Below are 12,216 nucleotides of genomic sequence, written 5' to 3' on the forward strand. Positions count from 1 at the left end.
GGAGAAGACATGAACGAACAACATTGGCCGAGGCTCTCGCCCCTTTCCACGGGCGTGAGAGGCCGTTGCCCCCGCTGCGGCGAGGGCCACCTTTTCAATGGCTTCCTGACGATTGCCCCGGGCTGCGAAGTCTGCGGGCTCGACTATTCCTTCGCCGATCCGGCGGATGGGCCGGCCTTCTTCGTCATGTGCTTCGCCTGCGTGCCGGCGGTTCTCTTCGCCATCTGGCTGGAGGTGGCCTTCCAGGCGCCCTACTGGGTCCACCTCGTGACCACGCTGCCCCTCTTGCTGCTCACCTGCATCCCGCCCCTGCGGCCGTTGAAGGGCTGGCTGGTGGCGAGCCAGTACTATTACAAGGCCGAGGAAGGCCGCCGCGTCATCGCCCCGTCCGCCCCCGAGGGACGGACGGGCGCCTGATCGCCCTCAGCGTCCGAGCCCCATGGCGTGGGGCAGCCAGAGGGTGAGGCCGGGAATGTAGGTGATCGCGAGCAGCGCGATCATCAACGGCACCAGCCAGGGCAGGATGGCCATGGTGGTGCGTTCCACCGAGAGCCGCGCCACCCGCGCCAGCACGAACAGCACCATGCCCAGCGGCGGGTGCAGCAGCCCGATCATCAGGTTCAGCGTCATGATGAGCCCGAAATGGATCGGGTCGATGCCGAGCTTGAGCACGATGGGCAGCAGGATCGGCACCAGGATCGTGATGGCCGCGATGGTGTCGATGAAGCAGCCCACGAACAGGATGAGCAGGTTGGCCAGCGCCAGGAACACCCACTTGTTCTGGGTGAAGCCGAGGATGGCGTCCGACAGCATCTGCGCCGCCTGGCTCGCCGTGAGCAGCCACGCGAAGATGGACGCCGCGGTGACGATGAACAGCACCGAGGCCGTCGTCTCGATGGTGTCGAAGGTCGCCTTCGCCAGCGTCTTCAGCGTCATGGAGCGGTAGCGCACCAGCCCCAGGAACAGCGACCAGATCACCGCCGCCACCGCCGCCTCGGTGGGCGTGAACCAGCCGAGGGTCATGCCACCGATGAGGATGACCGGCGTCATCAGCGCCATGACGGCGGAGAAGTCGAAATACCAGTCGAGGGCCACGAGCACCGCCAGCGCGATGAGCACCGCCTGGTTGGTGGAGAGCCCGAGGGCCATCATCACATAGACCGCCGCCGGGAACGCCAGCACGATCACCACCTCGACGCCGGCCGAGAGCAGCTTCCCCCATTCGAACGCCGCATCCGAGCCCCAGCCGTTGCGCCGGGCGAAATAGGCGACCGTCGCCATCATCAGCAGCGTCATCACGGCGCCGGGCACCACCCCGCCGAGGAAGAGCGCGCCGATGGAGACGTTGGCGAGCATTCCATAGATGACGAACGGCAGGCTGGGCGGAATGATCGGCCCGAGCGTCGCCGAGGCGGCGGTGACGCCCACCGAGAACTCCGTCGAATAGCCATGGTCCTTCATGGCCTTGATCTCGATGGTGCCGAGCCCGGCGGCATCGGCGATGGCGGTGCCGGACATGCCGGAGAAGATCACCGAGCCGATGATGTTCACCTGCCCCAGACCGCCCCGCATCCAGCCCACCAGCGCCACGGCGAAGGCATAGATGCGCCCGGTGACCCCGGCGATGTTCATGAGGTTGCCGGCGAGGATGAAGAACGGCACCGCCAGAAGCGGAAAGCTCTCCACGCCAGCGATCATGCGCTGGGCGATGACCACGTCCGGCACGGTGCCGCTGACGAGGATGTAGACGAGCGACGCGCCGGCCATGGCGATGGCCACCGGCACGCCGCAGAGCATCAGGAAAAGGAACCCGCCGACGAGCAGCCACATGGCTCAGTCCCCCTTGTGATCGTAGGTGCCTTCGAACGCCTCGGGGCGTTCGAGCACGCTGTAGCCGCGGCGGATATTGCCGATGGCGACCTGCACCGAGCGGATCAGCATCATCACGAAGCCGAACAGGACCGCGTAGTAGACGACGCTCTTCGGCGCATCGACCATCACCATGGGCTCGTCGCCGACGAGGGCGATGTAGCGCACCATCAGCCACACGCCGTAGGCGATGAAGCTGGTGCGCACGAGGTCCACGAACAGCGAGAGCACCCGCCCCGCCGGCTCTGGAATGAAACGGTAGATGAGATCCACCTGGATGTGCCGGGAGAGCCGCACGCACATGGCCGCGCCGATGAACACCACCGCCACGAGGCAATAGGTGGCGAGTTCCTCGGTCCACGAAAAGCTGTCGTTCAGCACGTAGCGGGTGAAGAACTGGGTGAAGACCAGCCCCGCCATGATCCAGAAAATGGCGAGGGTGATCCAGTCCTCGAAGGCGTAGCCGGAGAGGTCCACCTCCTCCTGCTGCTCGAACGTATGGGCGAGTTCCTCGCCGGTGACGCGGGTGTGGACTTCTTGGGCCATGAAGGGGTCCGGGCTGAGGGAACGGGAAGAAGAGGGAGCGCGACCGCGAGCGCGGACGACAGTCAGACCCTACCGGCCAGCCCGTTCGCCTCCCCTCTCCCCTTGCGGGAGAGGGGCCGGGGGTGAGGGGTAGCGGTGCCGGAGTGGTCAGGGACCTCGGCGGTTGGGACGAGCGGACACATCCCCCTCACCCCAGCCCTCTCCCGCAAGGGGAGAGGGAGCACTGCGGGACCACGGCGGGAGCAGGCGCCCCCGCCTGAGCCCTCACATGTTGCCCTTGATGGCCTGGATGCGGTCCCAGTCGGCCTTGCGATAGCCGAAGCTCTCGAAGGTGATGTTCTTCATCACGGTGTTGCGGAAGTCGTCCGTGTCCACCTCGATGACGGTGAGGCCCTTCTGCTTGAAGATGTCGAGCAGTTCCTTCTCCCGCTGCGCCACCTCGGCCGTGGCCTTGGCGGCCGCCTCCTGCGTGACCTCGGTGAAGATCTTCTGGTCCTCCGGCGAGAGCTTCTTCCACAGACTGCCGGAGATGATCGTGTTGAGGTGGTCCACGATGTGGCCGGTCAGCACGATATTCTTCTGCACCTCGTAGAATTTCTTCGCCTCGATGGTGGTGAGCGGATTTTCCTGCGCATCCACCGTGCCGTTCTGGAGAGCGAGATAGACCTCGGCGAAGGCGATGGGGGTGATGTTGGCGCCGCAGGCCTTGGGCATGGCGAGATAGGCGGGGGCATCCGGCACGCGGATCTTGAGGCCCTTCATCTCTGCGCAGGTCTTGAACGGCTTGTTCGAGGTGGACTGGCGCACGCCGTAATAGGTGACGGCGACGATATGGTTGCCGGTCTTGTCCTCGTAGCCCTTGGCGAGATCCTTGAACACGTCGCTCTTTGCGTAAGCGAGCAGGTGGTTCGCATCGCGGAAGGTGTAGGGGTAGTACGTGACGCCGATGGGCGGATAGGCCTTTCCGGCGAAGCTTGAGCCGGAGATGATCATGTCCACGGTGCCGAGCGTCAGCCCCTGGTTAATGTCACTCTCCTTGCCGAGCTGCGAGGAGGGATAGACATCGATCTGGTAGCGCCCGTTGGTGCGCTTGGCGATCTCGCCCGCGGCCCAGACGGAGGCGGTGTGGAAGGGCTCGGACGGCTCGTAGACATGCGCCCACTTGAGCTTGGTCTGGGCGCTGGCCGGCCCGCCGAGCGTGAAGGCAGCCGCAAGGGCGAGCGCGGCCGCAAGGCCACGGCGACGGTCGATCATCAATTTCCTCCCACACGGAATGCGGCGTCTTTGTCCGCTTTGTGCTTGATGCAGCGTGGTTGCCGGCCGGAGACTAAATCGTTTTGACTCTCGGCCGGACGCCGCTCTTCCCCATGGTACTCGGTCCAAAGCGCGGGGCAAGGCTCATGTCGACACGAGTCACATTTGCGCTTCTGACGCGCACACGGAGCCGCACTCGCCTAGCGGCCGGGAGCCGGCGCGCCGTCGTCCACCGCCTGATGCCCCGCCGCCCCCTTGTGCGCGAAGAACTGCGTGACACCTGCGGCGATGGCATCCGCCATGCGGTCGCGGCCGGCTTCGGAGGTGAGCTGCTTGAGGTCGTCGGGGCTCGACATGTAGCCGAGCTCCACCAGAACGGACGGCACGTCGTGGGCCCGCAGCACGCGGAAGCCGGCGGATTTCAAGGGCGTGCCATGCATCCGCGTCGCCGCCTTCATGCTGCCGACCAGCGTGCGGGCGAACAAGGCGGAGAAATTGCGCGTCTCCCGCTGAGCGAGGTCCACCAGAATGCCCGCGACCTCGTCGGTCTCGTCGGAGAGATCGACGCCGGCGATGAGGTCCGCCTTGTTCTCCTTATCAGCCAGATGGGCGGATTCGGTATCGCTGGCGGTCTCCGACAGGGTGTAGATGCTGGCGCCGCGCGCCCTGCCGTCGCCCCGGGCGAGCGCATCGGCATGGATGGAGATGAACAGGTCGGCCCGGTTGGCGCGGGCGATGCGCACCCGGTCGGCGAGCGGGATGAAGGTGTCGGTGGAGCGCGTCAGCACCACCCGGTAGCCGCCCGCTTTCTCCAGGCGGTCGCGCACGGCGAGGGCTGTTTCCAGCACGATGGTCTTCTCGACAAAGGCCGAATAGCCGGACGTGCCGGAATCGATGCCGCCGTGCCCGGGATCGATGACGACGACCGGGCGCGTGTCGCCGGCCGGCGGCGCGGCAACGGGCGCAGCCGGTAGCGCGGTGCGCTGTTCGGCTTCGGTGGCGATGGAACGGGCGAAGGCGTCCGCATCGGCCTTGACCAGATCCACCACGAGACGGGCCGGCTGGTCATCCACCGCATCCAGCACGAACGCCTTGTCGATGGCGACCGGTCCGGACACCTCCAGCACCATGCGCGCCTTGCCCGGGGCGAAGACGCCGAATCGGTAGGCCGTCACCAGCCCCCGTCGCAATTGGCTGGCCTCGGGCCTCAGGGCGAAGGTGACGTCGGAGAGGTCGAGAATCACCCGGGGCGGGTTGGCGAGGGTGAAGGCCCGGAAGGCCGGGGCACGGTCGAGGTCGACGATCAGGCGCGTGCGCTTGGCGTCGCCGGCGAGCCGCGCCTCACGCGCCAAAGCCGGTGCCGGTGCCGCTGCGCCCCCCTCCCCCTGCGCCCGGGCGAGGCCGGTGGCGAGTGCCACAAAAGTGAACAGGAACAAGAAAGCGGCAGCGCCGCGCAGCCCCCGTGGCGGGACAACGGACAAGGCGGCGGGGCCGGGCCGGCGTCGCATCATCGCAATCTCACCCTCGTTGGGGCTGCCCTTCGGCAGCATCCGGAGCGGGCCACAAGAGAGGGGCAGGCATAAGGCGGGGCGTGTAAACGAGCCGTTGACGGAGCGTTATAGCCGTCCGGCGCGAGGTTCAGGACGCATGATCCTTGCCAAGCGGGAAGTCGGGCGGGTAAGAAGGGAACCGTACACAGTTCGCGTTCCGGAACAGGCTCTTCGGCCCCGGTTGCCGCGGCTGCCGCAGGGTGTGTCGAGAATCCGGGCGGGTCGCTGCGCATGCGATAGCCCGGGATCAAGGCAACGCCCATTGCCGATGGCGGCACCCTCAGGGACGATCCCCCGTCACCGAGGACCCTTTAGGCAAGCGCCGGACCGGCGCGGGCGGCATGCCTCGAAGCCAGCTTTGCCGATGGTCCGCGAGGGGACGATCTGGGGAATCGGGCGAGTGTGTACCGTGGTCGGAACGAGGCGCCCGCCTCCGCCCCGGCCTGAACCCTTCATCGAGGAGCGGGTAGCCGAGGGCATGGATTTTTTTCCGCACGACATGCGCGCTGAGCGCGCTTCCGTGTGCCCCGCCCCCGAGCGTGCGAGCGACGCGCTTGGGCGTACCTGTGCCTCCCCTTCTTCCTCACGTCATCACATCCGGCGCCAGAACGGCGTCGCGGCAGCGCCCGCAGGGGTCGAGCCGCGGCCGTCGCGGAGCATTGCTCCCGGCGCCGTGAAGAGAGATTTCCATGGCCAACAAGATGCTCATCGATGCGACCCACCCGGAGGAGACCCGGGTCGTGGTCGTGCGCGGGAACCGGGTCGAAGAATTCGACTATGAGTCCGCATCCCGCAAGCAGTTGCGGGGCAACATCTATCTCGCCAAGGTGACGCGCGTTGAGCCGTCGCTCCAGGCGGCCTTCATCGAGTACGGCGGCAACCGCCACGGCTTCCTCGCCTTCAGCGAGATCCATCCCGACTATTACCAGATCCCGGTCGCCGACCGCCTCGCCCTGATCGAGGAGGAGGAGCGCGCCGCGCGCCTTGCCGAGGACGAGGCCGACCTCAAGGATCGCCGCCGCGAGCGCAGCCGCGCCAGGCGCTCCCAGCCGGACCAGAGCATCAGCACCGCCGTCGAGCCGGCGGAGCACCCGGTCCCCGAGGCCGGCGAGACGCTTGCCGCCGATGGGTTTGAAGTCGCTGAAGACGCGGCGCCCGCGCAGGACGCCGTGACCGAGACCCCCGCCGAGGCCGTGTCGGCTCCGTCCGAGCACCATGCCGAGCCGATGAGCGCGCTGGTCGCCCCCGCCGAGGCCGCGGAAGCCGCTGCCGCCGTGGTCGAGGCTGCCATGGACGCGCCGCTGGGCACCCCCCTCCCCGCCCCGCAGGAGCAGTTGGCGGATGACGAGGACGCCCTGCGTCGCCGCGAGGCAGCCGAGGGCGAGAGCGATCCCGCACCGATCCTCGAAGGCGAAGCGGTGATCCGCGAGGAGGTCGCCTTTACCTCCGCGCCGGGCGAGGACGAGGCGCCCCAGTCCGAGACCGACGAGGACGAGGACGAGGACGCCGAAGAGGACGAGGACGAGGACGAGGACGAGGACGAAGAGGATTCGGACGAGGCTTCGGAAGAGAAGGCCCCTGAGGAATCCGCGCGCGAGGAGCGCTCCAACGACGAGGAGCAGCCCCGCTCCCGCCGTCATCGCGGCCGCCGGCATGATCGCAAGCGCGACAAGGACGAGGACGAAGACGAGGACGACAGCGATGTCGACCAGATCGACGAGGAAGAGGAAATCGAGCACCTCGGCGCCGACGAGGACGCCCTCGAGGAGGTGCCGGAGCGCGCGCCGCAGCGCCGCGCCCGCAGCTACAAGATCCAGGAAGTCATCCGTCGCCGTCAGGTGATGCTGGTGCAGGTGGTCAAGGAAGAGCGCGGCAACAAGGGCGCGGCCCTCACCACCTACCTCTCCCTCGCCGGCCGCTATTCCGTGCTGATGCCCAACACCGCCCGTGGCGGCGGCATCTCCCGCAAGATCACCAATGCCGTTGACCGGAAGCGCCTGAAGGAAGTTGTGCAGGATCTGGAGGTGCCGGAAGGGATGGGCATCATCCTGCGCACCGCAGGCGCCAACCGCACCAAGACCGAGATCAAGCGAGACTTCGAATATCTCCTGCGGCTGTGGGAGACGGTGCGGGAGATGACGCTCTCCTCCACCGCGCCGAGCCTCGTCTACGAGGAAGGCTCGCTCATCAAGCGCGCCATCCGCGACCTCTACAACAAGGACATCGACGACATCCATGTCGCCGGCGAGGAGGGCTTCCGCGAGGCCCGCGACTTCATGCGCATGCTCATGCCGAGCCATGCGAAGTCGGTGATGCCCTATCGCGAGCCGCAGCCCATCTTCGCCCGCTATGGCGTGGAGCAGCAGCTCGATGCCATGTTCTCCCCCGTGGTGCAGCTGAAGAGCGGCGGCTACATCGTCATCAATCCCACCGAGGCGCTCGTCTCCATCGACGTGAACTCGGGCCGGGCGACCCGCGAGCACCATATCGAGGACACCGCCCTCAAGACGAACCTCGAAGCTTCCGAGGAAATCGCCCGCCAGCTGCGCCTGCGCGACCTTGCCGGCCTCATCGTGATCGATTTCATCGACATGGAGGAGAAGCGCAACAACCGGTCGGTGGAGCGCAAGCTCAAGGATTGCCTCAAGAACGACCGCGCCCGCATCCAGATCGGACGCATCTCGCACTTCGGCCTGCTGGAGATGTCGCGCCAGCGCATCCGCACCGGCGTGCTGGAGAGCTCCATCGAGGTGTGCCCGCACTGCGGCGGCACCGGGCACGTGCGCTCGGCGGCCTCCGTCTCGCTCCAGCTGCTGCGCGCTCTGGAAGAGCAGCTGCTGCGCTCGCAGACCCACAATCTCGTCGCCCGCACCCGCACCGAGGTGGCGCTCTACGTTCTGAACCAGAAGCGCGCTCATCTGCGCGAGCTGGAGGAGCGCTTCAGCGTCACCCTCTCCGTCGCGGCGGACGAGAGCGTCACCGGTCACCAGCCCTTCATTATCGAGAAGGGTGATCTGGCCGCCCCCGCGCCTGCCGCCCCGCGGCCGAGCACCGTGGTGCAGCCCGACTCCATCCTGCCCGACGAGGATTTCGTCGAGGAGGACGAGGAGGAGATCGTCGAGGAAGCCGAGATTGAAGCCGAGGCTGAGGCCGAGGCGTCCGAAGGCAATGGCGAGCGCTCCGACGAAGCCGGCCGCAAGCGTCGCCGCCGTCGCCGCCGGCGGCGGGGCGATCGCGAGGAAGGCCGCGAGAGCGCCGAGGGAGCCGAGGGCGAGGAGGAGGATGACACCTCCGCCGAAGGTGCCGAGGCCCAGGATCATGCCTCCGATGGCGCGCGCGACGACAGCGCCCGCGAGGATGACGAGCGTGACGACGAGGAGCGCGGCGAGGATGACCGCGCCGATGGCGAGCGTTCCGACGACGAGAACGGCGACCGCCGTCGCCGTCGCCGCGGTCGCCGGGGTGGACGCCGCAACCGCCGCGAGCGCGACGATGACGCTCCGGGAAGCGCTGACGGCGAGAGCGATGGCTCCGATGAGACCGACGACGAGCAGCCGGTGGCTGCAGAGTCTGAGGTCGCGGCAGCCCCCGTCACCGCGCCCACCTTTGCCGAAGCCCCTGCAGAAGCCCGGGCCGTGCCTGTCGCCGAAGTCCCCGCCACGCCGGCCCCTGCGCCCGAGCCGGTGGCGGAGAACGCCGAGGCGGCACCCCGCCGTCGTCGCTCCACCATTCGCGAGAAAGCGCCGGTGATCCTGTCCGAGGGCGGCATCGCCACCACGGCCGCGCCCGTTGCGGCGGAAGCCCCTTCTGAGCCGGCCGTCGAGCCCGCTCCTGAGGTGGCAGCTTCTGAGGCTGCGGCGCCCGATGCGGAAACGCCCGATGCCTCTGCCGCTGCCGAGCTTGCCCCGGCACCCGAGATGCCCGCCGCGCCGGCCGAAGAGACCGCGCCCCCCGCCAAGCCCCGCTCGGGCTGGTGGCAGCGCAAGCTGTTCGGCGGCTGACGGCCATCCGGCCTGACTTGTCCTGAATGTGAAAGGGCCTCCTTCGGGAGGCCCTTTTCATGTCGGGTGTCCGGTTCGGAGGGAGCCTTGCGTCCCTCAGCACCCTTCCGTCGCGAAGAGGCCACGTTTCGCCCCCATAGCGGTGGCCGTGCGAGTCCATGAGGGCAGACGCGGTGGGGGTCCGTGCAGACCCCTTTACCGTGACGGAGCGTCAAGGTCTGAGCGGGTGGGGTGAGCGGTTGCCTTGGGACTTCGCGTTTCCCAATGTAGTCGCTTCGCATCGACGCCAAGTCGGGTTATGGCAAGTCGCGCTCAGGCAGATCGCGGCCATGACGGAGCTGGCTGTCGTTGGTGGTCGGCTCGGACAGCGTGCGGTCAGTGCCCGGCTTAGGGCGTCCCTCGGGTTGCGGCGGGAGGAAGCTGCGAGATGCGGGTGATTTTGAGGTTCCTGGGTTTCCTGTTCGCGCTCGCGACGCTGGTGCTGCTGGCAGGCGCGGCGGGAGCAACCTATCTGGTCTGGAAATATTCCCAGGACCTGCCCGACTACTCCCAGTTGCAGAATTACGAACCGCCGGTCATGACGCGCGTCCATGCGGCGGACGGCGCGCTGGTAGCCGAGTATGCCAAGCAGCGGCGCCTCTATATTCCCATCCAGTCCGTGCCGCGGCTCGTGATCGAGGCGTTCCTCTCGGCCGAGGACAAGAATTTCTATGAGCACGGCGGCATCGATCCCACCGGCATCTTCCGTGCGGCACTGACCGCCGCGCAGAATTACGGCAAGAACGTCCGCGCCCAGGGCGCCTCCACCATCACCCAGCAGGTGGCCAAGAACTTCCTGCTCACCAACGAGCGCAGCCTCGACCGCAAGATCAAGGAGGCCCTCCTCGCCCTGCGCATCGAGCGGGCCTATTCCAAGGATCGCATCCTCGAGCTGTACCTGAACGAGATCTATCTCGGCATGGGCGCCTACGGCATTGCCGCGGCGGCGCTGGTCTATTTCGACAAGTCGGTGGACGAGCTGAACGTGCAGGAGGCGGCCTATCTCGCCGCCTTGCCGAAGGCGCCGTCCAACTACAACCCCTTCCGCGAGCGCAGCCGCGCCACCGACCGCCGCAACTGGGTGATCGATCGCATGGTGGAGAACGGCTTCGTCTCCCAGCAGGAGGGCGAGGCGGCCAAGAAGGCCCCGCTGGAGGTCACCCCCCGCGCCTCGGGCGCGCAGATCTTCGCCGCGGAATATTACGCGGAAGAGGTGCGTCGGCAGATCTATGAGCGCTACGGCGAGCGCAAGCTCTACGAAGGCGGCCTCTCCGTGCGCACGCCGCTCGATCCCAAGCTGCAGGTGCTGGCGAAGAAGACTCTCACCGACGGCATGGTGCGCTACGACGAGGAGCGCGGCTGGCGCAAGCCCGTTACCCACATCGAGCTCGTGCCCGGCGACGATTGGGGCGTGAAGTTGGGCGAAGTGCGGGAATGGACAGACATTCCCTGGCGCCTCGCCATCGTGCTCGACGTGAGCAAGGACAATGCCCGCATTGGTCTCCAGCCGTCGCGCACCAAGTCCGGCCAAAGGTCCATCGAGCGCGAGATCGGCCTGATCCCGGCCGAGGGTGCCAAGTGGACGCGCAAGCCCATCAACCAGGTGCTGAAGCCCGGAGACGTGGTCTATGTGGAGCCGCTCGGCGGCGCCGGTGGACAGTGGCGCCTGCGCCAGCCGCCCGGCGTCGAGGGCGCCATGGTGGTGATGGAGCCCACCACCGGCCGCGTGCTGGCCCTTTCCGGTGGCTTCTCCTACGACGAGAGCCAGTTCAACCGCGCCACCCAGGCCATGCGGCAGCCGGGCTCCTCGTTCAAGCCCATCGTCTACTCGGCCGCCCTGGACAACGGCTACACGCCGTCGACCATCGTCATCGACGCCCCGTTCGAGCTTGAGCAGCAGGGCCAGGAAACCTGGCGGCCGGAGAACTACTCCAAGAAATATTACGGCCCGCAGACGCTGCGCTTCGGCCTTGAGCAGTCGCGCAACGTGATGACGGTGCGCCTCGCCAACGACGTGGGCATGCCCATCATCGCCGAATACGCCAAGCGCTTCGGCATCTATGACGACATGCCGCCCTACCTCGCCATGGCGCTCGGCTCCGGCGAGACCACGCTGATGCGCATGACCGGGGCCTACGCCATGATCGCCAACGGCGGCCGCAAGGTGACGCCGTCGCTGATCGACCGCATCCAGGACCGCTATGGCCACACCATCTATCGCCACGATGAGCGCGAGTGCCGCGGCTGCGAGGCGACCAAGTGGGAGAACCAGCCCGAACCGTCGCTGATCGATCGGCGCCCGGTGGTGCTCGATCCCATGACCGCCTACCAGATCACCTCCATGATGGAGGGCGTGGTGCAGCGCGGCACGGGCACGGCGCTCAAGGAACTGGGCAAGCCCATCGCCGGCAAGACCGGCACGACCAACGACGAGAAGGACGCCTGGTTCATCGGCTTCACGCCGGAAATCGTGGTCGGCATCTATCTCGGCTACGACAAGCCCAGGCCCATGGGCAAGGGCTCCACCGGCGGCCTCCTCTCCGCGCCCATCGCGCGCGATTTCATGAAGGTGGCCATTGCCGATCGTCCGGCCATTCCGTTCCGGGTGCCTGCCGGCATCAAGCTGGTTCGCATCGACCGCAAGAGCGGACAGCGCACCAGCGCGGGCGACGGCAATGCCATCCTCGAAGCCTTCAAGCCGGGCACCGCCCCGCCTGACGGCTATTCGGTGGCTGGCTATGCCGGCACCGACGGGTCCAATCCCGAACCCGTCACGCCGGTGGCCCGAAGCGGCACCGGCGGCCTTTACTGAGGCTCTTGTCGTACTCCTGATGCTCCGCTGTCCCCTCCTTCGCGGCGGCAGCGGAGCCATAGGCCGGCCCTTGAGCGTGGCCGTGCGTCAGTATGCTGCAACGCCGGCGATGGCGGTCCTGCGGGGCCGTATCCGCAAGGCTTCT

7 protein-coding genes are annotated in these 12,216 nt (G+C 67.4%); 3 read left to right on the forward strand and 4 right to left on the reverse strand.

Going from position 1 to position 12,216, the window contains the following annotated elements; all coding sequences use genetic code 11:
- The first annotated feature begins 9 nt into the window (after positions 1-9).
- On the forward strand, positions 10-417 hold the full coding sequence (locus tag XAN126_RS0114990; protein ID WP_024279403.1) for a DUF983 domain-containing protein: 408 nt from the start codon (positions 10-12) through the stop codon (positions 415-417).
- 6 nt (positions 418-423) lie between these two features.
- Here XAN126_RS0114990 and XAN126_RS0114995 read toward each other — a convergent pair whose 3' ends face one another.
- The 4 genes from XAN126_RS0114995 to XAN126_RS0115010 form a co-directional block, all read right to left on the reverse strand.
- Positions 424-1,830, reverse strand: coding sequence for a TRAP transporter large permease (locus XAN126_RS0114995; RefSeq protein ID WP_024279404.1), 1,407 nt, complete (start codon positions 1,828-1,830; stop codon positions 424-426).
- Positions 1,831-1,833: 3 nt separating this feature from the next.
- On the reverse strand, positions 1,834-2,415 hold the full coding sequence (locus XAN126_RS0115000; protein ID WP_024279405.1) for a TRAP transporter small permease: 582 nt from the start codon (positions 2,413-2,415) through the stop codon (positions 1,834-1,836).
- 264 nt (positions 2,416-2,679) lie between these two features.
- Entirely contained in the window at positions 2,680-3,669 is a 990-nt protein-coding gene (locus XAN126_RS0115005; RefSeq protein WP_029877228.1) for a sialic acid TRAP transporter substrate-binding protein SiaP, read from the reverse strand.
- A gap of 200 nt (positions 3,670-3,869) precedes the next feature.
- Positions 3,870-5,180, reverse strand: coding sequence for an N-acetylmuramoyl-L-alanine amidase (locus XAN126_RS0115010; RefSeq protein ID WP_245272259.1), 1,311 nt, complete (start codon positions 5,178-5,180; stop codon positions 3,870-3,872).
- A gap of 728 nt (positions 5,181-5,908) precedes the next feature.
- On the opposite strand from XAN126_RS0115010, the gene XAN126_RS0115015 reads away from it, so the two are divergent.
- Positions 5,909-9,220 (forward strand): ribonuclease E/G, encoded by a 3,312-nt coding sequence (locus tag XAN126_RS0115015; RefSeq protein WP_024279408.1) that lies wholly within the window; start codon positions 5,909-5,911, stop codon positions 9,218-9,220.
- A gap of 427 nt (positions 9,221-9,647) precedes the next feature.
- Positions 9,648-12,071, forward strand: coding sequence for a penicillin-binding protein 1A (locus XAN126_RS0115020; protein ID WP_024279409.1), 2,424 nt, complete (start codon positions 9,648-9,650; stop codon positions 12,069-12,071).
- The last annotated feature ends 145 nt before the right edge of the window (positions 12,072-12,216 follow it).

The organism is Xanthobacter sp. 126 (genome assembly GCF_000526175.1).
GTDB lineage: Bacteria > Pseudomonadota > Alphaproteobacteria > Rhizobiales > Xanthobacteraceae > Xanthobacter > Xanthobacter aminoxidans.

What these genes read in the sequence shown, in the direction of transcription:
- XAN126_RS0114990 (WP_024279403.1), top strand. Translation starts at nt 10, where the DNA reads ATGAACGAACAACATTGGCCGAGGCTCTCGCCCCTTTCCACGGGCGTG.
- XAN126_RS0114995 (WP_024279404.1), bottom strand. Translation starts at nt 1,830, where the DNA reads ATGTGGCTGCTCGTCGGCGGGTTCCTTTTCCTGATGCTCTGCGGCGTG.
- XAN126_RS0115000 (WP_024279405.1), bottom strand. Translation starts at nt 2,415, where the DNA reads ATGGCCCAAGAAGTCCACACCCGCGTCACCGGCGAGGAACTCGCCCAT.
- XAN126_RS0115005 (WP_029877228.1), bottom strand. Translation starts at nt 3,669, where the DNA reads ATGATCGACCGTCGCCGTGGCCTTGCGGCCGCGCTCGCCCTTGCGGCT.
- XAN126_RS0115010 (WP_245272259.1), bottom strand. Translation starts at nt 5,180, where the DNA reads ATGATGCGACGCCGGCCCGGCCCCGCCGCCTTGTCCGTTGTCCCGCCA.
- XAN126_RS0115015 (WP_024279408.1), top strand. Translation starts at nt 5,909, where the DNA reads ATGGCCAACAAGATGCTCATCGATGCGACCCACCCGGAGGAGACCCGG.
- XAN126_RS0115020 (WP_024279409.1), top strand. Translation starts at nt 9,648, where the DNA reads ATGCGGGTGATTTTGAGGTTCCTGGGTTTCCTGTTCGCGCTCGCGACG.